The sequence below is a fragment of the Roseovarius pelagicus genome (assembly GCF_025639885.1).
In the GTDB taxonomy this organism is placed as follows: domain Bacteria; phylum Pseudomonadota; class Alphaproteobacteria; order Rhodobacterales; family Rhodobacteraceae; genus Roseovarius; species Roseovarius pelagicus.
Genome location: NZ_CP106738.1, coordinates 133,090 through 157,369, shown reverse-complemented (window position 1 = coordinate 157,369; position 24,280 = coordinate 133,090). Strand labels below are relative to the sequence as shown.

The 24,280-nt window shown below is 59.4% G+C and carries 23 protein-coding genes and 1 other RNA gene; 18 read left to right on the top strand and 6 right to left on the bottom strand.

The window, feature by feature from the left end; translation table 11 throughout:
* Positions 1-11 precede the first annotated feature (11 nt).
* On the top strand, positions 12-905 hold the full coding sequence (locus N7U68_RS01870; protein WP_263048046.1) for a DMT family transporter: 894 nt from the start codon (positions 12-14) through the stop codon (positions 903-905).
* A 51-nt stretch (positions 906-956) separates the two neighbouring features.
* Here N7U68_RS01870 and N7U68_RS01865 read toward each other — a convergent pair whose 3' ends face one another.
* The gene (locus N7U68_RS01865) at positions 957-1,574 is read right to left on the bottom strand and encodes a thiamine diphosphokinase (RefSeq protein WP_263048045.1); all 618 of its coding nucleotides are present in this window, start codon (positions 1,572-1,574) and stop codon (positions 957-959) included.
* 196 nt (positions 1,575-1,770) lie between these two features.
* Between N7U68_RS01865 and N7U68_RS01860 the strand changes: the two genes are divergently transcribed.
* The 12 genes from N7U68_RS01860 to N7U68_RS01805 all read left to right on the top strand — a co-directional run bounded on the left by N7U68_RS01860 (position 1,771) and on the right by N7U68_RS01805 (position 14,043).
* A complete protein-coding gene (locus N7U68_RS01860) occupies positions 1,771-4,206 on the top strand; it encodes a hypothetical protein (RefSeq protein ID WP_263048044.1) in 2,436 nt (811 codons plus the stop codon).
* A gap of 77 nt (positions 4,207-4,283) precedes the next feature.
* Positions 4,284-4,635, top strand: a transfer-messenger RNA (tmRNA) gene (ssrA, locus tag N7U68_RS01855).
* 579 nt (positions 4,636-5,214) lie between these two features.
* Positions 5,215-6,024, top strand: a complete 810-nt coding sequence (locus N7U68_RS01850; protein ID WP_263048043.1) for a chromate resistance protein ChrB domain-containing protein — start codon at positions 5,215-5,217, stop codon at positions 6,022-6,024.
* A gap of 4 nt (positions 6,025-6,028) precedes the next feature.
* Positions 6,029-7,285 (top strand): chromate efflux transporter, encoded by a 1,257-nt coding sequence (gene chrA, locus N7U68_RS01845; RefSeq protein WP_263049103.1) that lies wholly within the window; start codon positions 6,029-6,031, stop codon positions 7,283-7,285.
* A 71-nt stretch (positions 7,286-7,356) separates the two neighbouring features.
* Positions 7,357-7,806 carry an SspB family protein gene (locus N7U68_RS01840; protein ID WP_263048042.1) on the top strand — a complete coding sequence of 150 codons (450 nt, stop codon included), beginning with the start codon at positions 7,357-7,359 and terminating at the stop codon, positions 7,804-7,806.
* A gap of 138 nt (positions 7,807-7,944) precedes the next feature.
* Positions 7,945-9,336, top strand: a complete 1,392-nt coding sequence (fumC, locus tag N7U68_RS01835; RefSeq protein ID WP_165192431.1) for a class II fumarate hydratase — start codon at positions 7,945-7,947, stop codon at positions 9,334-9,336.
* The gene (locus N7U68_RS01830) at positions 9,333-9,509 is read left to right on the top strand and encodes a DUF4169 family protein (RefSeq protein ID WP_165192432.1); all 177 of its coding nucleotides are present in this window, start codon (positions 9,333-9,335) and stop codon (positions 9,507-9,509) included. The genes fumC and N7U68_RS01830 overlap by 4 nt, the downstream gene beginning before the upstream one ends.
* 6 nt (positions 9,510-9,515) lie before the next feature.
* On the top strand, positions 9,516-9,743 hold the full coding sequence (locus tag N7U68_RS01825) for a ribbon-helix-helix domain-containing protein (protein ID WP_263048041.1): 228 nt from the start codon (positions 9,516-9,518) through the stop codon (positions 9,741-9,743).
* A 48-nt stretch (positions 9,744-9,791) separates the two neighbouring features.
* Positions 9,792-10,733: a nucleoside hydrolase gene (locus N7U68_RS01820; RefSeq protein ID WP_263048040.1), complete on the top strand. Its 942-nt coding sequence runs from the start codon at positions 9,792-9,794 to the stop codon at positions 10,731-10,733.
* Complete coding sequence (locus N7U68_RS01815) at positions 10,730-11,176, top strand: GNAT family N-acetyltransferase (RefSeq protein ID WP_263048039.1); 447 nt, start codon at positions 10,730-10,732, stop codon at positions 11,174-11,176. The genes N7U68_RS01820 and N7U68_RS01815 overlap by 4 nt, the downstream gene beginning before the upstream one ends.
* 120 nt (positions 11,177-11,296) lie before the next feature.
* Complete coding sequence (locus tag N7U68_RS01810) at positions 11,297-12,718, top strand: protein adenylyltransferase SelO (RefSeq protein ID WP_263048038.1); 1,422 nt, start codon at positions 11,297-11,299, stop codon at positions 12,716-12,718.
* Between the two features lie 74 nt (positions 12,719-12,792).
* On the top strand, positions 12,793-14,043 hold the full coding sequence (locus tag N7U68_RS01805) for a cation:proton antiporter (protein WP_165192437.1): 1,251 nt from the start codon (positions 12,793-12,795) through the stop codon (positions 14,041-14,043).
* On the opposite strand, the gene N7U68_RS01800 is transcribed toward N7U68_RS01805, so the two are convergent.
* The 3 genes from N7U68_RS01800 to N7U68_RS01790 all read right to left on the bottom strand — a co-directional run bounded on the left by N7U68_RS01800 (position 13,997) and on the right by N7U68_RS01790 (position 17,560).
* Entirely contained in the window at positions 13,997-15,112 is a 1,116-nt protein-coding gene (locus tag N7U68_RS01800) for an acyltransferase family protein (RefSeq protein WP_263048037.1), read from the bottom strand. The genes N7U68_RS01805 and N7U68_RS01800 overlap by 47 nt on opposite strands.
* A complete protein-coding gene (locus tag N7U68_RS01795; protein ID WP_263048036.1) occupies positions 15,109-15,981 on the bottom strand; it encodes a sterol desaturase family protein in 873 nt (290 codons plus the stop codon). The genes N7U68_RS01800 and N7U68_RS01795 overlap by 4 nt, the downstream gene beginning before the upstream one ends.
* Positions 15,982-16,216: 235 nt before the next feature.
* Complete coding sequence (locus N7U68_RS01790) at positions 16,217-17,560, bottom strand: DEAD/DEAH box helicase (RefSeq protein ID WP_241188180.1); 1,344 nt, start codon at positions 17,558-17,560, stop codon at positions 16,217-16,219.
* Between the two features lie 352 nt (positions 17,561-17,912).
* Here N7U68_RS01790 and N7U68_RS01785 point away from each other — a divergent pair, with 352 nt between their 5' ends.
* Positions 17,913-18,326 (top strand): Fur family transcriptional regulator, encoded by a 414-nt coding sequence (locus N7U68_RS01785; RefSeq protein ID WP_165192440.1) that lies wholly within the window; start codon positions 17,913-17,915, stop codon positions 18,324-18,326.
* 55 nt (positions 18,327-18,381) lie between these two features.
* Here the strand turns inward: N7U68_RS01785 and N7U68_RS01780 are convergent, their stop codons facing one another.
* Positions 18,382-19,542, bottom strand: a complete 1,161-nt coding sequence (locus tag N7U68_RS01780; protein ID WP_263048035.1) for an FAD-dependent monooxygenase — start codon at positions 19,540-19,542, stop codon at positions 18,382-18,384.
* 72 nt (positions 19,543-19,614) lie between these two features.
* Positions 19,615-20,037, bottom strand: coding sequence for an RNA polymerase-binding protein DksA (dksA, locus tag N7U68_RS01775; protein ID WP_165197614.1), 423 nt, complete (start codon positions 20,035-20,037; stop codon positions 19,615-19,617).
* Positions 20,038-20,231: 194 nt separating this feature from the next.
* On the opposite strand from dksA, the gene N7U68_RS01770 reads away from it, so the two are divergent.
* The 4 genes from N7U68_RS01770 to N7U68_RS01755 all read left to right on the top strand — a co-directional run bounded on the left by N7U68_RS01770 (position 20,232) and on the right by N7U68_RS01755 (position 24,195).
* Complete coding sequence (locus N7U68_RS01770; protein WP_165197615.1) at positions 20,232-21,071, top strand: AAA family ATPase; 840 nt, start codon at positions 20,232-20,234, stop codon at positions 21,069-21,071.
* 393 nt (positions 21,072-21,464) lie between these two features.
* Complete coding sequence (locus N7U68_RS01765) at positions 21,465-22,832, top strand: DUF2927 domain-containing protein (RefSeq protein ID WP_373322951.1); 1,368 nt, start codon at positions 21,465-21,467, stop codon at positions 22,830-22,832.
* Positions 22,833-22,835: 3 nt separating this feature from the next.
* Positions 22,836-23,003, top strand: coding sequence for a hypothetical protein (locus tag N7U68_RS01760; protein ID WP_165192443.1), 168 nt, complete (start codon positions 22,836-22,838; stop codon positions 23,001-23,003).
* 7 nt (positions 23,004-23,010) lie between these two features.
* The gene (locus N7U68_RS01755; RefSeq protein WP_263048033.1) at positions 23,011-24,195 is read left to right on the top strand and encodes a vWA domain-containing protein; all 1,185 of its coding nucleotides are present in this window, start codon (positions 23,011-23,013) and stop codon (positions 24,193-24,195) included.
* The last annotated feature ends 85 nt before the right edge of the window (positions 24,196-24,280 follow it).

The window sequence follows — 24,280 nt, the reverse complement described above, 5'->3', positions numbered from 1 at the left end:
AAAAAACCGGATTGGGCATTGCCTTGATGGTCGGCTTTGCGTTGCTGGCACCGGGGATGGATGCCTTTGCCAAGCTGATCGGCGACAGTGTCGCCGTGGCGCAGGTTGCGGTGACGCGCTTTCTCATGCAGGCGGGCCTGCTGTTACCGCTGGCTGCCGTGATGGGCTGGTTGCACCTTCCTGACCGTACCGAAACCTGCCTCCACCTGGTGCGTGCAGCTATCATGCTGATCGCCACTGCGCTCTTTTTTCAGGCGCTTCAGGTATTGCCTATCGCCGACGCCATCGCGATTTTCTTTGTTGAACCGTTCATCCTGACACTCTTGGGTGGGTTGATCTTGCGCGAACCGATTGGCCCACGCCGCTACATCGCATGCGCAGTTGGGTTCGCAGGGGCGTTATTGATCATTCAACCATCCTTTTCCACATTCGGCCCGGTCGCCATGCTGCCCTTGGGCACCGCGATGTTGTTTGCCATCTACATGATCCTGACGCGCCGCATGGCGACGCGGATGCACCCGATCACGTTACAAACCTATACCGGATTGGCGGCAACGGCTTTGGGCGTGCCCGTTCTGATCTGGTTCAACGGGTCGGGGATCACGGCGCTCGATCCCGTCTGGCCGGATATGCAGACAGTCGCCTTGCTCCTTGGCATGGGTGTATGCGCAACGCTCAGCCACATCTGCCTCAGTTTTGCATTGAGCTACGCACCCGCCTCATTGCTTGCACCAATCCAGTATCTGGAGATCGTCAGTGCCACAGTGCTTGGGCTTTACCTCTTTGGCGACTTTCCTGACATGCTTAGCCTGATCGGAATCGCGCTGATCATCGCCTCGGGGCTTTTCGTCTTCTTACGCGAACGCCACCTGGACCTGAAGCGTCGCCCCCTGCCCGCGCCATAACAACAGCATCGCAAACTCACACCACCGCCAGACTGACCCGACGTGTTTTGCTTACCAACGCGCCGGCGCATCTTGCAGCGCCGCTGCGACTGGAACCAGATATTTCCTCGGGACCATCACCAACATCTTTGGCGCCGTCATCGACAGATGCACCGCCCCTTTGACTCGGTTGGATGTCCCGACCTGTCCGTCAGGTGCAAAATTCAGACCCGCAATTGGCCATTTCAGCCCATCGGAAACCCCCTCTACCGCGCCCATCGGAAACAGGGAGATCGGGCACTTTTTCGGCAACCCAAGCTTCAGGCTGGGCGGGCACAGGAAAACCAGATCATCACTGCCCATCAGCAGGCATCGCTGCGCCGGGTGGCGAACCAGCGTGTTACATACTGCCAACTGATGGTCGAGCCGCGCACCACTAAACCCGATTCCGATGATCAGCGGCGCGATGATATTGCGCAGGCATTTGTCGAAATCATTGCTGTCTTGTTCGGCTATCTCGTGCAGACGTTCTGCGGGGATGCGCGTCCGGGCGTCATCGCTGATTGAATCAAAATCACCAATCACCGCGTCGGGCACCACGTCATTTGCCAACGCAGCATCCGCTCCGCCATCCGCGGCCACAACACCCGGAGCAATCGCTTGCGCTGCTGCCAGATCGTCCCGACTCACTCCAGCACCTCCAATCAAAGTAATCGGGCTGGATGCGTGAACAATCATTCTAAAACTCTCCGGATTACACTCTGTTAACGAAACAAATCACATTCTGGTCACGAAATGATACGGTAAACATCGCAGATTCGGGCACCTTTCGACGCGGCAAACGTGGTACATACTGTCGTTGCAGGCAAAGCAAAGCGAGCATACAATGGTCAGTACTAGTAAAATTCTTACCGTCTCTTATGGCACCTTTTCGTGCACTCTCGAAGGATTCGACGATTCCTTCGACACGATGAAGGCTATCGCCGAATATTTCCGTGACCTCGCGTCGGATGACCGCTATTTCGGGGCAGAGCCCCCGACACCCGACGCCGAAATGCTGGCCCGCATAGCCGAGCGCGAGGTCGCCCGCCGGGTCGAGGCCCATGACGAAAACGGTCAGATTGTGCTTCGCACAGGCGCTGCCTCCGCCCTGACCGACGCGGCTGCTGATGCAGCCCATTCTGCCGTGTCTTCTGCTCGGGACACGGCAGAAGCGCCTTCTGATGGGGACGAAGCAGAAACGGCAGAGGCCGAAGCCGCATCACACACGGCAACACCGTCGGTAGACGTGGCACAACCCGAAAGCGACGACACCGACGACGACGCATTTACGTCCGACGACGGGGCATATTCAGAGGACGCATATGCCGACGTAGAAACCATCGCCCCTGCACCAGCACCAGCACCGGAAAGCGTCGCGGACAAGCTGCGTCGCATTCGCGCGGTTGCCTCACCTGCCAGCCCGGCTTTTGACAACAGCTATTCGGAAGACGAGCATGCAGATACCGCGGCGCGCGATTTCCTCGGCAGCACCGCCGCTGACCTTGATGCAATTCTCGAGGTGGACGATGCCAATGAACCCGATGCCGCTGCACAGCCGGACGCCGGATCATATGAAAACGTCGAAGCTTATGAAGATGAGGACGAAGAAGACATTCTTGCCCATCTGATCGATGAGAAGGTTGATGAAAGCGACGCCGATGATCTCACCGCAATATCTCCGGCCGCTGAAACCGCCCCAGACGCCGCATCGCCGCTGGCGGACACTGCTGACAGCGACGATCAGGACGCCGAGGAAGAACCTGATGCTGTCGCTGATACGGCATCGACCGCTGACGCGGATGATCAGGCCATGCTCGACGCTCTGCTTGCAGGCGACGAAGACGAAATCGCCCAAGAGGACGCTGCGCAGACTGAGGTGCTCGCCGACGAGGACGGGCAGGACGGTGACGAAAGTGAACCTTCCGAATCGTATCTCGCGTCCGAAGAGTCTCGGGCCGACGAGAGCAGCGAAAGCTTTGCCGATCGCGAAAACCTTAACGAGAATGATGACGATAACGATAACATAGCGTTTGAGGACGACGATACGCCTGGTGACGGCGTCGAAATCGAACTCGCCGCCGAGGACACGCTGGCTCAACTTATGGCCGACGCGCTGCGCGATGAGGCGTCTGCAACAACCGACGATGCAGACTACGCAATCGCAGAGAACGCACCGACCAAACCGCCACTCGCCGCGCGTGTCATCAAGGTCAAACGCCGCGAAATCGACGACGCCATTGCCGATGGCACGCTTGAGGAAACATCAGACAGCGAAGTTGATACTTCGGGTTCTGATCCTTCCCCGCTCAGTGACGAGGACGAGGCAGAGTTGCAGCGTGAACTAGCAGAGGTCGAGGCCGAGCTGCAACAAACGCGCCGTCCAGCCACCCAGCAACAAGTCCCTGATGAGGTGTCATTCCCACAGGAAACCACTGTCGAAGATACTGCCGACGCGGTCATCGAAAGCGCAAAAGCGCAATCCGAGGCCTCGCACGAAGCTCGCGACACCGACGCAAAACGCGGCAAACGCCTAGAGCCGATGGCGGCCGATGATCAGGCCCCGCGCATCTTTGATGAGGCCGCAACGCAACTCGAGGAGCCAGAGTCGAACGAACGCCGGAACGCTATCCAGCATCTGCGTGCCGCCGTCGCCGCCACCAAGGCCGAACGCAGCGCCGGTGGTGCCATGCAGGAGGACGTCGACGATGAGCCCTATCGCCTTGATCTGAAAAGCGCCGTGCGTCCGCGCCGCCCGCAGGCCGTCAGCGGGACCGGCGAACGTTCAGCACGTTCCGAACGTCCGCGTAGCACACGCCCCGCGCCGCTAAAGCTGGTGGCAGAACAGCGCATCGATGCACCGTCATCAGAGCCGGTTCGCCCACGCCGTGTCAGCCGTTCTGATCTGGCTGCTGCACCCCGGCAGGAAACACCGGCTTCTGAGGCCCCGCAACCCACAGCTTCCAATCCGCCTGCTCCGCAAAGCACCACAGAGGCTGGCAATTTCATCGACTTTGCCGAAGACATGGGCGCGCGGTCCTTGCCCGACCTGCTGGAGGCCGCAGCCGCCTATATGTCGGATGTAGAAGGACATTCCGAATTTTCGCGCCCTATGTTGATGCACAAGCTGAAAGAGGCCAGCCCCGCTGACTTCTCTCGTGAAGAAGGGCTGCGCTCTTTTGGCAAGCTGCTGCGCGACGGCAAGCTGCAAAAGCTGAAAGGTGGTCGTTTCGCGGTCACGGATGCCACCGATTTCCGACCAAGGACGCGCGCTGCGGGCTGATCTGGCCCTGCTACGACCCGCTGCCCGCGACACCACCCCCGCCCGGCCCCGTGCCCGGCGGGGCTTTATCGTTTCACCCCCTTTGCATCTGCAACCGGGACGCCTATATTAGTTCTGTCCCCTCGGGGACTATGGACATAAACGCGCTCGTAATAAGCGGATCGGACCCGGGGGCGGTACCCGGCGACTCCACCAACATCCCTTCATTTGGGGGACAGCGGGGTCGAAATAGGATCGACGAACGTCTAAAGGGGTTATGCTTTGTCTCGGCGGGGTGCCACCGTATCGGCCCGAACAGTACAATTGCAAATGACAATCGTGCTCCAGTAGCGATGGCCGCGTAAGCGGTCGGAGAGACTGAAACTTAAGCCCTTGCGCCTAGCCGCGTAAGGCGGGGTTCGCAGGCACCTGGCAACAGAAGCCTGCACTTTCCCAACCCACAGTTCCGCGCTCCACATCCGTACGACCCGGTATGTAAGGATATGGGGATGACCCGGTTTACTCTAGGCTGCGCGCAAGGCGGACCTATCCGGGAGGAAGCGCATAACACATCGTACATGATTGAAAACCTGGTTTGACCGGGTCTGGCACCAGCAGGACCTCGCGGCAATCCACGAGATGATGATATCGGATGTCACCGCGCACGTCATAACCGACGTCAGGATACAGATCGCGCATTACATGGAGGATGACGACCGGTAGAGTGTCCTGATCGACGTCTCGGCAAAGTGCCGTAAGCAGAGCACGCCCATCTCTGTTACCGGGCAGATTCTGGTGCGGATGCAGGATGGCAAGATCGCAGAAGGTCACAACCATCTCGACTATATTACTCTCTACGAACAGTTGGGCATGCTGCCTGAAGGAGCGCAGGCCCGCTGCATGTCTGGAAATGCCCGAAGTTGACAAACGCGCTGCAGCGGGGCAAAAAACGAAAAGGGGCGCGCTGCGACTGCCCCGTGAGGCCTTGGCCCAAAGTCGCATCCACTGCAAAACTCAGAGGATGCCCGTATGCCCGGCCCAAATGAAATCACCACCAAACAGCTTATGCGATTGGTCGGTACACCCGATTGCCCCGTGATTGTCGATGTCCGCACCAGCGATGATTTTGCCGACGACCCAAGGATGATCCCCAGCGCGATCCGTCACAAACATACCGACTTGGACGGTTTGATCGTACGTTTGGCCGGGCGGGCTTCTGTGATCGTCTGTCAAAAGGGGCGCAAGCTGAGCCAAGGTGTCGTGAGCTGGCTTCAGTCCAATGGTGCGACATCGGAATACCTGAAGGGTGGCCTTCTGAACTGGCGCGATGCGGTGCTCCCGCTGATACCCGCGGCCGCAGTGCCCACTGGCACAGACGGCGCGACACGCTGGATCACCCGTACCCGCCCCAAGATCGACCGCATCGCCTGTCCTTGGTTGATCCGGCGTTTCGTTGATCGCGAGGCCAAATTTCTTTTTGTCGCCCGCTCCGAGGTAGCCAGCGCTGCAGAACACTTCGGCGCGACCCCCTTTGACATTGAGGGCGTGCATTTCAGCCATCGCGGTGACCGCTGCACGTTCGATACCATGATTGAGGAATTTGAACTGAAATGCCCGGCGCTGGGACGCCTCGCACTTGCGGTGCGCGCCGCCGACACCAATCGGCACGATCTGCACCCGGTCGCTCCCGGTCTGCTTGCCATCTCTGTCGGTCTGTCACGCCAGTACAAGGATGATCAACAACAGCTCAAGGCAGGACTGGCACTATACGATGGCCTCTATCGCTGGGCACGCGACGGCGTAGACGAAGGCCATGACTGGCCTCATATATCGGGCTGAGCAGATGCATACTGAGACGGTGACGCGGGCTGATTTCCTGCGCAGTTTTGGCCGGATCGGCCTGTTGTCTTTTGGCGGTCCCGCTGCGCAAATCTCGCTCATGCACGAAGAACTGGTGGATCGGCGCGGCTGGCTTTCCGAACCGCAGTTTCTGGGCGCGCTCAGTTTTTGCATGCTGCTGCCCGGCCCCGAAGCGATGCAACTGGCCACCTATGCGGGCTGGCGGCTACGCGGCACGCTCGGTGGCCTGATCGCGGGACTGCTCTTTGTGCTGCCGGGCGCAGCCGTGATCCTGCTGCTGGCACTGGCCTATGCCAGCTATGGGCAACTGTCCTTGGTTCAGGCCGCGTTTCTGGGGATCAAGGCGGCTGTGGTCATCATCGTTCTGCGCGCCCTCTGGTCACTGTCGCGCAAGGCGCTGCAAGCCACCGCACACTGGATGTTGGCCGGCCTGAGTTTCGCGCTCATGTTCTTTCTTGCCGTACCCTTCCCGGCGCTCATCGCGTTGGCCGCGCTGTGGGGTTATGTCACTGCACGGGGCGCACCTGACGACAACCAAGCGCCCTCGCCCACTGTTCCGGCACGCAAGACGCTCGGGACTGTGGCGATCTGGGCCGCGATCTGGGCCGCGCCGGTCGGGCTTGCCTATCTCATTGACCCGTACTTTCTGGGCGCAATCGCGCTCTTCTTCAGCAAGCTGGCAATAGTCACGTTCGGCGGCGCATATGCGGTGCTGACCTACATGACCCAGGCAGTGGTCGAAACGCACGGATGGCTCAGCACAGCCCAGATGATCGACGCGCTCGGCCTTGCCGAAACCACCCCCGGTCCTTTGATCCTTGTCACTGAATTTGTTGGCTTGCTGGCCGGGTATGCCGAAGGTGGAGTGTCACTGGCGGTGTTGGCAGGTGCGTTGACGTTGTGGGTGACATTCACCCCTTGTTTTCTTTGGATCTTTGTCGGAGCCCCCTATGTCGAGTGGCTGCTGGCGCAGCCCCGCCTGAACGGCGCGCTTGCCGCGATCTCTGCCGCAGTGGTCGGTGTGATCCTTAATCTTTCGGTCTGGTTCGCGCTGCATGTGCTCTTTGATCAAGTCACCAGAACATCCTTTAGCGTCGTGCCTGTCTGGACCAGTTTTTCAACCACTGCATTCGGATTGGTGATGCTGGCGGCATCCCTGATGCTGATTTTACGCCTGCCAATGATGCTTGCATTGGCAGGAATGGCGGCAGCGGGCACGATACTGCATGTGATGGTCTAAAGGGCGTTCGCACCCCCTTTTGTTTTGCTTCGAGATCCCTTATGCTGATCCGCAGACATTCGGGGGTGTGCATGTCTGGAACCATTGACTATGGAAATCTGATGCATCGGGCCATGCGCGGCCTGATTCAAGAAGTGCTAAAAGACGTCCGTGCGAACGGCCTGCCCGGCGCGCATCATTTCTTTATCACCTTCGACACGACCCACCCGGACGCGCAACTTGCCGACTGGCTAAAGGAGCGCTATCCGACCGAAATGACCGTCGTCATGCAGCATTGGTACGACAATCTGGAGGTCAACGAGGACGGTTTTGGCGTCACGCTGAATTTTGGCGACGCGCCCGAGACACTTTATGTCCCCTACGATGCGATCCAGACCTTCGTCGATCCGTCAGTCGAATTCGGCCTGCGCTTTGAAACGCAGGAAAGCGATGACGAGGACGATGCCGACGATGACGACCACGCCCTGCCCGAGGGCAAACCCGACGCCGAAGTGGTCAGCCTCGACAGCTTTCGCAAGTAGGCGTTCCGCGCCTCGATCCGGTCGTTCGGGATAGCCGCCTGAGGCTGCTGGCCCAAGTCGGTCTCGCGCATACGCCACATTGAACTTTCCGCGCCAGACGGTATGACTTGTCGCAACCTTTTTCAGGAGAGCCGCGACATGACCGCCACCCGCACAGAAACCGACAGCTTTGGCCCGCTCGAAGTCCCCGCAGATAAGTATTGGGGCGCACAAACCCAACGTTCGATCCTGAATTTCCCCATCGGCTGGGAAAAACAGCCCGTCGCCATCGTCCGGGCATTGGGCGTCATTAAGAAAGCCTGCGCCCAAGCCAACGTCGAACTGGGCAAACTGGACGAAACACGCGGCAATGCCATTATTGAGGCCGCCGGCGAGGTCATCGCAGGCAAGCTGGATGATAATTTCCCGCTGGTGGTCTGGCAGACCGGGTCGGGCACACAATCCAATATGAACGCCAACGAAGTGATCGCCAACCGCGCGATCGAACTTCTGGGTGGCACCATCGGATCCAAGGATCCCGTCCATCCCAACGATCACTGCAACATGGGCCAGTCATCGAACGATACCTTTCCCACCGCGATGCACATTTCGGCAGCCATGACCGCCCATGACGTCACCCTGCCCGGTCTGGAAAAACTGCACGCGGCCCTGCAGACCAAAGTCGATGCATGGGGCGACATCATCAAGATCGGTCGCACCCACACACAGGATGCCACGCCACTGACCTTGGGGCAGGAATTCTCTGGTTATGCTCATCAGGTCGCTATGGGCATCCAGCGGATCAAGGACGCGCTGGGACGTATCTATGAATTGGCGCAGGGCGGCACAGCCGTCGGCACCGGCCTGAACACGACCAAAGGCTGGGACGTGATGGTGGCCAAAAACATGGCCGAAATCACGGGCCTGCCATTCGTTACCGCCCCCAATAAATTCGAGGCCCTCGCCGCCCACGATGCAATGGTCGAAATCTCTGGCGCGCTGAAAACCGTGGCCGCCTCATTGTTTAAGATCGCCAACGACATTCGTCTGCTCGGTTCCGGCCCCCGTTGCGGCTTGGGCGAGCTGGTGCTGCCCGAGAACGAGCCCGGCTCATCGATCATGCCGGGCAAGGTGAACCCGACCCAATGCGAAGCACTGACTCAAGTCTGCGCGCATGTGATGGGCAATGATGCCGCCGTCGGCTTTGCCGGATCGCAGGGTCATTTCGAGCTGAACGTCTACAAACCCATGATGTCCTATAACGTCCTGCAATCCATGCAGCTTTTGGGCGATGCCGCCTCGGCGTTTACCGATAATCTCGTCGATGGCCTACAGGCTGACGAAACCCGTATTGACCGGCTAATGCGCGAGTCGCTGATGCTGGTGACTGCACTCGCCCCCGAAATCGGCTATGATAACGCCACCAAGGTCGCCAAGACCGCCCACAAGAACGGCACAACACTAAAGCAAGAAGCCATTGCGCTCGGCTTTGTCGACGCAGAAACCTTCGACCGGGTTGTACGCCCCGAAAACATGGTAGGACCAAAATGAGCGCCCCCATCAATCTGAACCAAGCCAAGAAAGAGCGCAATCGCGCCTCTCGCAAGGCACGCGCAGACGAAAACGCCGTCACCTTTGGCCAGACCAAAGCGCAAAAAGAACTGCTGAAAGCCAAGGCCCGGAAAATCGCGGAGAATCTGGACGCCAAGAAACGCGATACCTGACAGGCCATGACACAGCGGCCTGCCAAACGCTCCCTCACGTTGCGCGGTCATCGTACCAGCGTCTCTCTTGAGGATGAGTTTTGGCAGGCCTTTCGTGATATTGCCGCTGAAAAATCCATACCAGTCAATGCGCTCGCTGCCGATATTGATGCGGACCGCGGGACCGACATTGGCCTTGCGTCGGCCATCCGCCTCTTTGTGCTGCGCCACTACCGGCGATCTTTCCCCAACTGACCCCGCACCACATGGACAATGCGCCGCGCCCGTTGCATGGTCGCGCGCATGAACGCGCGCAAAATCATCATCGACACCGATCCCGGACAGGACGACGCCGTGGCCATCCTGCTGGCGCTGGCCAGCCCTGACGAAATTGACCTGATCGGCATTACATGCGTCGCTGGCAATGTGCCGCTGGACCTGACCACCCGTAACGCGCGGATCATCTGCGAGTTGGCAGAACGGCCGGATGTGCCGATCTACGCCGGGTGTGATCGCCCGCTGGGACGGGCATTGGTGACAGCAGAGCATGTACATGGCCGCACCGGCTTGGATGGCCCCGACCTGCCGGAGCCCACGATACCGCTTCAGGATCAGCACGCTGTCGATTTCATCATCGACACCCTGCGCGCGCACCCGGCAGACACAGTCACACTGTGTCCCATAGGCCCGCTCACCAATATCGCGACAGCGTTTAACAAAGCGTCGGATATTATTGAAAAAGTACAAGAAATCATCCTGATGGGTGGTGCTTACTTTGAAGTAGGCAACATCACGCCCACCGCCGAATTCAACATCTACGTCGATCCCGACGCCGCCGATATCGTCTTTTCCTCAGGCGTCTCGATCACCGTGATGCCGCTCGACGTGACGCACAAGGCACTGGTGACACGCCCGCGAAATGACGCCTTCCGCGCGTTGGGTACGCCGGTCGGTACTGCCGTGGCGCAGATGTCCGATTTCTTTGAGCGCTATGACCGAGAAAAGTATGGCAGCGCGGGTGCACCGCTGCACGACCCTTGCGTGACCGCCTATCTGATCGCACCCAGCCTGTTTTCCGGTCGTCACGTCAACGTCGCCGTCGAAACAACGTCGGAACTGACCATGGGCATGACTGTTGCCGACTGGTGGGGCGTCACTGACCGTGCGCCGAATGCACTTTTTATCGGTGATGTGGATGCGGATGGTTTCTTTGCCCTGTTAACCGAAAGGCTGGCCCGCCTGTGACCGCTTTGACCCTCGCCAAACCCGATGATCTGGATCGCCTGCTGCCGCTGGTGATCGCCTTCCAAACCGAAGCGGGGATCACGCCGGACGACACCGGCTTGCGCGCAGCCCTCACACCGCTGCTGGACGGATCCCCGCATGGCGCAGTCTACATCGCCGGCCCCGTCCGCGCGCCTATCGGGTATGCCGTGGTCTGCTTTGGCTGGTCACTGGAATTCGGTGGGCTTGATGGGTTTCTCGACGAAATCTACATCCGCCCCGGCGTGCGCGGGCGCGGCATCGGAACCGAGATCCTCAGCGCATTGCCCAAGGCGCTGGCCGGTGCCGGGCTGAAGGCGCTGCATCTGGAGGTCCATCGCGACAACGAAAAGGCGCGCGCGCTCTACGCCAAGCTGCACTTTGAACCGCGAGAGCAATATATGTTGATGACTCGGCGCTTTTGAGCGTCGACCAAAGAAAAAAATGACCCGGCCCACCTCTCTTTTTTGGGCAAATACCCATTTACACTTGCCAATGCGAAGTCAAAGACTGGAATTCCTGCGCGCAGCCGTTAGGTAAAGGTCATGGCCCTGCAAATACCCTTTGATAACAGCTACGCGCAGCTACCCCAGCCGTTCCACACCCGGATCAATCCCAAACCTGTGCGCGCACCGCAATTGCTGCATTTCAACACCGCACTGGCGGATGAGTTGGGTATCACCCGTGGAACCGACTCAGAACTGGCCGAAGTTTTTTCCGGCAATCGGTTACCCGACGGCGCAGAGCCATTGGCGCAGGCCTATGCTGGCCACCAGTTTGGCGGGTTCAGCCCATCGCTGGGCGACGGGCGCGCGAACTTGTTGGGCGAGGTCGTGGACCGAGATGGGCAAAGACGCGATATCCAGCTCAAGGGCTCTGGCCCCACCCCCTATAGCCGCATGGGTGACGGGCGGGCGTGGATGGGTCCCGTTCTGCGCGAATATGTCGTCAGCGAGGCAATGCATGCCTTGGGCGTGCCAACCACGCGCGCCTTGGCCGCCGTCGCCACGGGCGAACCGGTCTATCGAGAGTCAGGCGGGCTGCCCGGCGCAGTTCTGGCGCGCGTCGCCTCAAGTCATGTCCGCGTGGGCACGTTTCAGTATTTCGCCGCCCGGCGTGACACAGATGCCCTGAAGACACTTTGCGATTACGTGATAGATCGGCATTATCCGCAGGCTACCGGCCCTGCGGACCTCTTGAATGCAGTGGCACAACGGCAGGCGCATCTGGTGGCGCAATGGATGTCCGTCGGGTTTATCCACGGCGTGATGAACACCGACAACACCGCCATTTCAGGCGAAACGATCGACTATGGTCCATGCGCATTTCTTGACACCTACCACCCCCAGACTGTCTTTAGTTCGATCGACGCACAGGGACGGTATGCCTACGACAACCAGATAAACGTCATCACTTGGAATCTAGCGCAGTTCGCCTCATCGCTCGTGCCGTTGATGACCGACGAGAAAGCCGCTGTTGCAGCTTTTACAGAGGCCGTGCATGCCATGCCCGAAATTGCCGAGGCTGAATGGCTGCGCCGCTTTGGGGCCAAGATCGGCCTTGCTAGCGCAACCGAGGCAGATCGCGCGCTGATCACCGATCTGCTGGACTTGATGACCCACGGTCGTGCCGATTTCACCAACACGTTCCGCACCCTTGCGTCCCGCGCCGCGCGCGATCAGTTCCTTGATCCTGCACAGTTTGACCCGTGGCAAGCGCGCTGGCGATCCCGTGTGCAATCAGAGCCTGATTGGCAGACGCGCATGGATGACGCCAATCCTGCATTCATTCCGCGCAATCACCGGATTGAGCAGATGATCGCCGCCGCCGTTTCCGGCGATATGGCTCCATTCCAGCGGTTGCTTGATGTGTTATCTCGTCCATTCGTCGACCAGCCGGACGCCAGTGATCTGACACATCCGCCAGAGCCGTCCGAAATCGTGCAACAGACATTCTGCGGCACCTGACCGCGCAGCCTGTTCCGCTGCGCCTTTCCGCGTGATAGGTCTGCCCCCAGCGCGACAGGCGGAGCATCCGGTCCATGAACATTCTGCAAATCACATCCCTGTTGATCGTTCTGGCCGGCGTGTTCGGCGCGATCAACTATCTCTTTCTCAAGCTGCCCTCTTCCATAGGTATTCTGGTGGTGGCACTCTTTGCCTCCTTTGCCCTTTTGGGCATCGATCTGGTCTGGCCCGCACTCGGAGTGGCGGATCAGGTACGCATCTTTGTCATCGGTATCGAATTCTCCGACGCCCTGCTGGAAGGCATGCTTGGGCTGCTGCTCTTTGCCGGGGCATTGCATGTCAAGATCTCTGACCTGCGGGCCGAGTGGATACTTGTATTCCTGATGGCGACCATCGGCGTCGGCTTGTCGACAGTCATCGTCGGCGTGGGTTTCAGTTGGCTCACCGGTATGCCGCTGATGATCGCGCTGGTCTTTGGTGCCCTGATCTCGCCCACGGATCCTGTGGCGGTTCTGGGCGTGTTGCGCGAGGCGAACCTGCCGAAATCACTTGAAACACAGATTGCCGGCGAATCGCTCTTTAATGACGGGGTCGGCTATGTGGTGTTTTTGGTGTTGGTCGGTCTCGCGTTTCCATCCGGGGATCATCACGGCGGGGGCGGTCTTGTGGATGCTGGCACGCTCTTTCTGCGCGAGGCTCTGGGCGGGGCCGCGCTGGGACTGGTGCTGGGTTGGCTGACATTCCGGGTGATGCGATTGATTGACGACTACTCGCTAGAGGTCCTTTTGACGCTGGGACTGGCCTTTGGTGGCTATGAACTGGCCGTTTGGCTGCATGTGTCGGCCCCGATCATGGCCGTCTGTGCCGGGCTGCTGATCGGCGATGTGGGCGCCAAGTACGGGATGAGTGAGGAAACCCGGCGCCATGTCGATGGATTCTGGAAGCTAATCGATGAGATTTTGAACGCGGTCCTGTTCTTGATGATCGGGTTCGAGGTGTTCGCCATCGCCTTTGGCGCGGATTACCTGACCGCGGGCGTGTTTTCCATCGCATTGGCTCTCTTGGGACGGCTCTCGGCCGTGGCCATTCCGGTGATGATGTTGAAACCATTTCGCGATTTCAGAAAAGGGGTTATCCCAATCATGACATGGGGCGGACTGAAGGGTGGGATTTCGGTCGCGCTGGCTCTTAGCCTGCCAGAAGGCGAATGGAAGCCGTTGATTCTGACCGTTACCTATATGATCGTCGTGTTTTCCATCATTGTCCAAGGTCTGACCGTCAGTCGGCTGGCGAACCGTGTGGGGCGCGAGCCGGATTTGGTCTGATCCACATGGCGAACCGCAGCAGTGCAGCGCGCAACGTCGGCAATGGCCGTTCAAACAGGCGCGCGAACAGGGCGCAAAACATCAGCACCGCCGCCAGCAGCATCGCCTCGTTCAGCGTCGCATAGCGCGATTTCGGCATGATGCCGCCAAAGAACTGCAACGCCGGGTAATGCATCAGGTAAAGCGAGAAACTCGCCCCCGCTGCCCACGCCGCACGCGGCGCGACCCGCGACAGGCTGGTGTCGGTCAATAACCCCGCCATGCCCATCAAATGAACCGCGACCAGCGCACCCAGAATCGCGCTCCAGATCGGTTCGTCAGAGAACCGCAGGTTCACCACTTCGTCCAGCGGATCGGTTACGACCAGCAAAGCTTCGGGTAGTCCTGTCGCAACGGCGGCACCATAGGCCAGCACTGGCACAACAGCCAGCAGCAGTGCCAAATGCCGCCGGGGCAGCACGCCACGCGCCAGCCAGAAATAGAGCGCAGCCCCCATCAGCCACGCGGGCATAAGCAGCATGATGTTCAGCCCAAAGACCCACAGACCAACCGCCAGCAGAAGCACCCGCCAAAGCCCTCGCAAGTAGAAACCGACCGCGAACAGCGCATAGTAAGCCGCCTCATAGCTCAGCGACCAATACGGCCCGTTCGTGCCCAACCGGGTTGCCATGCCGCCCCATTGATTGGAAAAACTCATCCCGCGCCACATTTGTTCATCGAATGGCAGCGGCACGTAGAACCATCCCTCATACGCGGATGGGGCGATCCGCGCACCAATCCGGTCCAGTGTGAAACCGATCACCAGCGCGGGGATCGCAACCGACCACAGCCGCGTCAGCCGATCAAAGGCAAAGCCGCCGAGTCCGCTGCGCTTGCGGGATGCCGCCTGCGCGACCACCAGCCCCGACAGCACAAAGAAAATGATCACCGCGTCGCTGCCAAAGTTGAATTCGCGTATCCACAGCCACCGGCCACCGGAATACCGTACGAAACCAAAATGCGACATCAACACGACAAGGGCCGCGCCGAACCGCAACACGTTTAGATAAGCCGAAAAGCCAGCGTTCATTTTGCGTGGATCGTCCTGTCCGTCGGCAGCTGTGCCGATGCAAACATCGTGTCTATCACTTGCACGATCTGCATGGTTATCCGCGTCGAATGGTCGTGAATCGACACCATTTTCGCGGCTACCCAACTGTCATGGCGTTTTCGCGAGACGTATAGCGTGCCAAACATCCAGTCCCAGATCGCCAGCACTTCACCGTAGTTTTTGTTACGATGTTCCGCGGCCGATGAATGGTGGATTTGATGTTGCGCGGGCGAGATCAGGATATGCTCCAACACGCGACCGAACCCCAACCATACATGACTATGGCGCAGGCCCGTCCCTGCCATGCAAAGCGCGGCATAACCCGCATTCACCCCGATCAGGGCTAGGAGCGGGACATCACGGATCAACAATCCGATGGCAACGCCCTGCAACGTGCCGATATAGACACTCCGCATCAGTGTAGAGGTCGCCCACGGCACGAGGTGCCTGCGCGCACGGTGCAGCCAATAGGTGCCAAAATCGTGGATCAACAGCAGCAGAGCCGCGATAGCCACCGGGTTATGCAGAGACGTTTCCGACCTTGCACCAAACAACCCGGCCACCCCGTGCGTCAGCACAGCGCAGAAAAGTATGGCAATGATCCATTTCGGCGCGGTAATCCCACGGCGCTGAATCAAAAATTTTAGATCAGATAAATACGAGGCCTGCTTGCAGATCGACGTGGGCAGTCGCCGACGCAGCTTTGTCCGGTACATCGGTCGCGCCGCGATGACTGCGATGCAGATCAGGAGCGAAACAATCAGATAAACTGGCCAGAACCGCGTTGCGGGTCCGACCAGCAGGCCGGTGAGTTTCAAGATGACGTCGTTGATCCAATTCAACTCCATCGCGCAATCCTTCGATTCCTAACGCTTTGTTTACGGTATCGAAACAATAGGGCGGAATTACGTTGTGTTGGCGGCGATATGAGGAGAGTCCGAGCGTCAGCAACTTGGCCATAACGCTAATCCAAGCGGTCGACGATGACGCGCGCGCGATCAATCGATCACGCAAATAGCCCGGCGCATAGTTCATGCGACGCCGGGCCAGTCATTGATAGGTAATCTAACGCAGATGTAGGCTTCAGGCAGCAGCCTTGGGACCGCCACCACCGCGACGGCGACGCCGCTGTTGCGGCTTGCCCTGCCCGGCAGCGCCTCCACCGGCTGCGCCCTGCGCATTACGACCACCCTGGCCGCCCCCTTTGGGGCCGCCGCCACCGCCGCCACGACGTCGACCACCGGGACCTCCAGAGCCACCGCGCCCTTTTGGCTTGGCTTTGGGATCAGGCAAATCTTCCCATGCGCGCCCCGACGCAACAGGGATCGATATACCCATCGTTTTTTGAATGTCCTTCAGTTCGCCCATTTCGTCAGGTGAACAGAACGCGATCGCCGCCCCATCCTTGCCGGCCCGCGCGGTCCGACCAATACGGTGAACGTAGTTGTCCGGCACGTTCGGCAGGTCAAAGTTGTAGACATGTTTCACATCCGGGATATCGAGGCCGCGCGCCGCCACATCGGTGGCCACCAGTACCTTTACCTCACCGTCACGGAACGCCTTTAACGCGCGATCACGTTGGCCCTGACTTTTGTTGCCATGAATGGCGGCAACATCGAACCCGGCTGACATCAGCTTTTTCGCCAGCTTGTCCGATCCATGCTTGGTCCGGCCAAAAACCAGCGCCAATTCATCCCGGTGCTTGCCCAGCAACTCGATCAGCAGGTTCGGCTTTTCCGCCTTGGCGATAAAATGGACTTCTTGCGTGACCTTATCCGCAGCCTTGCCCGGAGGGGCAACTTGTACCCGTTTGGGATGCTTCAGATAACTTCCCGCAATTTCTTCCATCTGCTTGGGCATTGTGGCCGAAAACAGCATCGTCTGGCGTTCCGACGGGATCAGACCCGCAATCTTGCGCAGGGCGTGGATGAACCCGAGATCCAGCATCTGATCGGCCTCGTCCAGCACCAGGAACTTGGTCTCGTCCAGCCGCACGGCGCGACGATCCAGCAGGTCCAGCAACCGGCCCGGCGTCGCCACCAGAATATGCGTGCCCTTCTCCAGCCGCTTGATCTGCACATTGATCGATTGTCCGCCAACAACGACACCGATTTTCATCGGCGTGTCACGGACCAGCGGCAATAGCGTATCCTTGATCTGGCCAGCCAATTCGCGTGTCGGGGCCAGAATCAGGCTGGCAACCGCTTTGGGCCCCGGCTTCGTCCGTTCCTCCATCATCCGCGCGATCAGCGGCAGACCAAACGCGGCGGTTTTGCCCGTGCCGGTCTGCGCCAGCCCCATCACGTCAAATCCGTTCAAGGCATGCGGAATCGCATGGCTCTGGATCGGAGTGGGGTCGGTGATACCTTGCGCGGCAAGTTTTTTGACCAGACTGCCGGGCAGCCCCATTTCTTCAAACAAGTTCAATTCATATCCTTTCGGGCGCCCATGTAAGGACGCAAAAACTATGTGCAGGCACGCCATATGCGCCCTGCCGTTATCGTGGTTCCGCCCGGTCCTGACGCACTGGCGGAGATGCCACAGCGCCGTTCAGACGGTTGGCCCCACGCGTGATTTTGGGATCATTCCGCGACATTTCGTCTGTAGTGGCGCGCCCTTGTGGCGGCCCGCTGCTCACGCGGCAGGAAATGTCGGTTGAGGCGGATATGATACTGCAACGCAGCAAAGTCAACCTCGGCAAGCAGCCCAACCCCGAAAAGCGGTGGAAACCGCCCGCCAAAGCCCGTATTCGGGTAAGGCACCGGGCGTGGGACAGGCCATGAGCGACACAATCATCGACCGTTGCGTGGCCAAGGGCCTGCGCATGACAGATCAGAGGCGAACCATCGCCGCCGTATTGGAAGAGTCCGATGATCATCCTGATGTGGATGAGCTCTACGCGCGTGCCAGCGCGCGTGATCCGCATATCTCGCTTGCGACGGTCTACCGAACGGTCAAGCTGTTCGAGGAAAGCGGTATCCTTGAAAAGGTCGATTTCGGTGACGGTCGTGCGCGTTACGAGGATGCTGAGCGAGAGCACCACGACCACCTGATCGACCTCAAGACGGGGGACGTAATCGAATTCGTCGACCCCGAGATCGAAGCCCTGCAAGAAAAGATCGCGGCGAAACTGGGGTACCGCCTGACCGGACACAAGATGGAACTTTATGGCGTACCGCTGAAGAAACGGTGAAACCAGCCCGCCTGAACGGTTCTGATTTGACCTACTGCGGGCGATCCGGGTCGAGCTAACGTCCGCCCGTCACGTCATACCCGTAAATCCAGTCGAACTGTTGCATCATCCGCTGCGGCACCAGCGCCCCTCCCAGACGCATCGCTGTATGCGCTGCGAACCGCAGTGGGCCAAACGAAAGGTGGTATTTCCACGCATTGCCGTTCGCGGCCTCTACGACGCGCCGCACCCGCGCCTCGCGTCGCATTTGATAAGCTGCCAGTGCCGCGTCCATATCTTCCGCCATCGTCAGCGCATCTGCCAACACCCACGCATCCTCCAGTGCCATGCACGCACCCTGCGCCATGAAGGGCAGCGTCGGATGCGCCGCATCCCCCAGAAGCGCCGTACCGCCCTGCCCCCAGACACGCGCGACAGGGTGTCGGAAAAGGCCCCATTGATGCACGGTGTCCACGCGGGCCAGTATCGTTTGCACGTCAGGTCCAAAATCGGCGAACCGCGCGCGCAGGGTATCGGGATCCCCCCGGTGGCTCCAGCTTTCGGCGGTCCATTCGGCGCGCTCTTCGACTGCGACAATGTTCATTATCTGCCCGTCACGCAGCGGATAACTGACCAGATGACGACGTGGACCCATATGCACGCGTGCCTCTGCCACCCCGCCCCGCGAACACGGAACGGTCGCACGCCACGCCACCTGACCAGTAAAAAATGGCTCTGCCACGCCGTTCAGTGCCGGGCGCAGAACCGAATGCAACCCGTCCGCGCCGATCACCAGATCAGCGTCGACCGCACCATCCTCCAGCCGCAACACCGGCCCCGGCGCGGCCTCTATGGCCCGCGATCCCAGCCGGATATTCACCCCCGCCGCGACCGCGCCGCGACGCAGAACGTCAATCAAATCAGCCCGGTGCAGGAACCAATAGTCGCGCTGTGTCAATCGCCCCAGATCGAGCTGTAGCACCCGTGACCCGCGATAATCATGCAACGCAATGGTAGCGGCCTGCACACCAACATCGCGCACCGCATCGCCCAGCCCCAACGCGCGCAGTACAGAAAACCCATTGGGGCTGATCTGCAAGCCTGCACCGACCTCGGCAATCGCATTGGCCTGTTCATAAACCGTAACGCTGGCCTCGCGCAGCGCGAAGGCGCGCGCGACGGCCAACCCGCCAATTCCGCCGCCGATAACGGCGATCCTGAGCCCGCTTAGATCCATACACAGGTGATGAAACGAAAAACGCCGGAGCGAAAGCCCCGGCGCAGATAATTCTGATACGAAACCCTGTGGTCAGTCGTCGCGGTGAACTTTTTCGCGGCGCTCGTGACGCTCTTGTGCCTCAAGGCTCATGGTCGCGATGGGGCGTGCATCCAGACGCTTCAGGCTGATCGGTTCGCCGGTCACTTCGCAGTAACCATATTCACCCTCTTCGATTCGACGCAGCGCCTGATCGATCTTGGCCACCAGCTTGCGCTGACGATCACGAGTGCGCAATTCCAGCGCGCGGTCGGTTTCCTCGCTGGCGCGGTCGGCGACGTCCGGGATCGCGCGCGTACCGTCCTGCAGCCCCTCGATGGTGTCCCGGCTGCCCGCCAGAAGGTCATCACGCCACTCCAGCAGCTTGCGTCGGAAGTATTCGGTCTGGCGGTCATTCATAAATGGTTCGTCGTCGACCGGCTGATAGTCATCCGGCAGGAAAACTTCGGCTTTCATGCGCTTGTCCTCATCAACATCAAGGCTGGTTACGATATCTGGTTTAGACAATCTCGTTCCCCTTTTGGCCTGCATTTACTGCAAGCGTGCTTGAATGTCACTAGCCAATCACCATCCATTGATGTGTTTTGCACATCCCGTTACTGTGCCGCGCGACGCCGATGAGAAACGGCCCGAAAAGGATTGATAACGTGATGAAATTCGAAGGCACAGACGATTACGTCGCAACCCAGGACTTGACGGTTGCGGTGAATGCGGCTGTTACGCTTGAACGTCCCCTGCTGGTAAAGGGTGAACCGGGAACAGGCAAAACCGAACTGGCCCGTCAGGTCGCACGCGGCCTTGGCCTGAAGATGATCGAGTGGAATATCAAATCAACCACCCGCGCCCATCAGGGCCTGTATGAATACGACGCTGTCAGCCGCCTGCGGGACAGCCAGCTGGGCGAGGAAAAAGTGCATGACGTTGCCAACTATATCCGCCCCGGCAAACTGTGGCAGGCCTTTACTGCCGATCAAAAAGTGGTGCTGTTGATCGACGAGATCGACAAGGCCGATATAGAATTTCCCAACGACCTGCTACAGGAACTCGACAAGATGGAGTTTCATGTCTACGAGACCGGCGAGACCATCGCCGCCCGTCAGCGTCCCATCGTGATCATCACCTCCAACAATGAAAAAGAACTGCCAGACGCCTTTCTGCGACGGTGCTTTTTCCACTACATCCGCTTCCCGGACATGGACACGATGAAGAAGATCGTTGCAGTTCATCACCCCGGTATCAAAGATGCGCTGCTGACCACTGCGCTCACGCAGTTCTACGAGATTCGCGAGCAACAAGGATTGAAGAAGAAGCCTTCCACCTCTGAAGTATTGGATTGGCTCAAACTGCTGCTTGCCGAGGATCTGACGGCTGACGACCTCAAGAAAGACGGCGCGGACGCCCTGCCGCGCCTGCATGGCGCGTTGTTGAAAAACGAACAGGATGTGCATCTGTTCGAGCGATTGGCCTTTATGGCGCGCCGACAGCGTTAGGCCGCTGCGGGGTAGGTAAACGCACGCGGCGGGTGCGCATGGGCGCGCCCGCTGTTCCGGCTTTGGGCAGGACGACCCGCCACATCAGAACAGATTGGTCGCGAAATGCCGCGTCACCTTCGTAAATACCAGCATCGCAACAAATTGTATTTAAATGATATTGTTGGAATTCGCGATATACAGAAGACCGTGCCCAAATTTCGCCCCAAATGCTCCTTACAGACGACAGGATGAGACGCAACACTGCCCTCGATCCGGTTATAGCGCAGGCTAGGACGGGACAATGGTCGCTTTCGGCCATCGTTCTCACCTTTGCAATTGCCGGTCGTAATGTGCGCCCTCCGCCACGATGGTCGGAGGGTTTTCAGTGACCGTGATTTTCCGGGGGGCCTTATGCGTCGTCTAATTCTGCCGATCTGCCTTATGCTAGGGGCTTGCATGCCCGGTGCGTCCGGGGACGTCACCTCCCGCGCGGCAACCCAAACCGACCCATCCATGCCCCCGATGAAGGTGTTTTCCGTACCGCGGCCCACCCCCCCGGCACGCTCAAATCAGGATATGGCGCGCGATTTCATCGACCTTAGTCTGCGGCTTGAATCGGGGCGCGAGCTAAAGGTGCTGTCGCGGTTCGAGGGGCCGATCTCGGTCAAGGTGGTGGGCGCGCCACCTCCGACACTTCTGCCTGATCTCAATCGCCTGCTGCACCGACTGCGGACCGAGGCGAGTATCGACATCAGCCTGATCAATGGCCCAAGCGCCAATATCACGATTGAGGCCGTCCCACGTTCAGAAATTCGACGGCATCTGCCGCAGGCCGCATGTTTCGTCGTGCCCAACATTTCGCGCCTGTCGCAGTACCGTGCTGCTAAACGCTCGCGCCTCACGAACTGGAGCGCGCTGACCACCCGTCGCAAAATCGCGATTTTTGTCCCCAGCGACGCCGCCCCTCAGGAAGTGCGCGATTGCCTGCACGAGGAATTGGCGCAGGCCATTGGTCCGCTCAACGATTTGTACCGTCTGCCCGATTCGGTCTTTAACGACGACAACGTTCATACGGTGCTGACCGGCTTTGACATGCTCATGCTGCGCGCCTTCTATGCCCCGGAACTGCAATCGGGTATGTCCCGTCGCGAGGTTTCCGCCCGACTGCCGGCCATCCTTGCGCGTCTCAATCCAAATGGTGAATATGTCGCGCCGCGCCGCACAAGCACCACCCCCCGCGCATGGGTGCGCGCCATCCAGACTGCCCTTGGCCCCGGCGCCGGTCCCATGCAACGTCGAACAGCGGCCCAATCCGCCCTGCACGTTGCTGAAACGGTGGGCTGGACCGATCATCGCCGCGGCTTTAGCCACTATGCATTGGGCCGCCTGACGCAAAACACCGATCCAGATTTCGCCCAGAACCATTTTGCCGCCGCCGACGCCTATTACCGGCGCAGCCCCGGCACCGCATTGCACCGCGCCCATGCCGCCGCTCAACTGGCATCCTATGCCATTGCTCATGGTCGCGGTGACGTCGCCCTGACGCTGCTGGCGCCGCAATTGCCCGTTGCAGAGAAACACGAAAACGCCGCTCTTCTCGCCTCATTGATGATGCTGCGCGCCGAGGCGCTGGAATTGACTGGTCGCGTGGCCGAAGCCCGGACAGTGCGTCTGGACAGCCTTGGCTGGGCACGATACGGATACGGCGCGGATTGGGCCGTACGTGCAAAACTGCGCGAAATTGGTGCCTTGAACCCGCTCAAAGGAACAAACGGGTAAGCCATGATCATTCTGATAGCGGCCCTTATCGGGGCTGCGCTTGGGGCCTACCAGGCCCGCCGTCGCAAGGGGCGCACGGCTGATATCCTGCAATACGCCGCAGTATATGCGCTGATCTTCGCGCTGGCTGGTCTCTTTGCGACCATCCTGCTCGACCGGACCATGCGCTGATCTGCCGATGTTCCTGCCGTTTTTTGAAACTTTGCGAAAGTCCGGTCTTCCGGTCAGCTTGCGCGAATACCTGACGTTCCTTGATGGCGTCAGTGCCGGTCTGGCCACCTATGATGTCGAGGCATTCTACTACCTCGCCCGCGCCGCGATGGTAAAGGACGAGCGCCACATCGACCGCTTTGATCGCGCCTTTGCCCACAGCTTTCAAGGGCTGGACGCGATCACCGCAGAACAGGTGCTGGACGCCGTCGATCTGCCTGCTGAATGGCTTGAAAAGCTGGCGGAAAAACACCTAAGCGATGCGGAAAAGGCAGAGATCGAAGCGCTCGGCGGATTTGATAAGCTGATGGAAACGCTCAAAGAGCGCCTGAAAGAACAGCAGGCCCGCCATCAGGGCGGCAACAAATGGATCGGCACGGCAGGTACCTCGCCCTTCGGTGCCTATGGCTACAACCCGGAAGGCGTGCGCATCGGCCAGGACAAATCGCGCCATCAGCGCGCGGTCAAAGTCTGGGACAAACGCGAATTTCGCAATCTCGACGGCGATGTTGAGTTGGGCACACGCAATATCAAGGTGGCGCTAAAGCGCCTGCGCCAATGGGTACGTGACGGTGCCGAAGAAGAACTCGACCTCAATGGCACCATCCGCGCCACCGCCGAACATGGCTACCTCGACGTCCAGACCCGCCCCGAACGGCGCAACGCAGTCAAGGTGCTGCTCTTTCTTGACGTTGGTGGTTCGATGGACCCGCATATTCGCGTGGTCGAAGAATTGTTTTCGGCTGCACGCGCGGAATTCAAACATCTCGAATACCACTATTTCCACAACTGCCTCTACGAAGGCGTCTGGCGCGACAACCGCCGCCGCTGGGATGCTCAAATCCCCACACAGGACGTCCTGCATACCTACGGACCGGATTACAAATGTATCTTTGTGGGGGACGCCGCCATGTCCCCCTACGAGATCGCCTATCCCGGCGGCGCCAACGAACATTGGAATGCTGAATCCGGGCAGACGTGGCTGCAACGCGCCCGCGACCAATGGCCGGACAACCTCTGGATCAATCCGGTGCCGGAATACCGTTGGAACTACACGCAATCGACACAAATGATTTATGAAATATTCGAGACGCGCATGGTGCCAATGACACTAGAGGGCCTCTCGCGCGGCATGAAGATGCTCACGCGCTGATACATTTTTATTTTTTCGTGGAAAACCCCTGAAACTGCACGCTGTCTGCGCGGGTTGAACATTGGATTATCAGGATAGCGTTGAC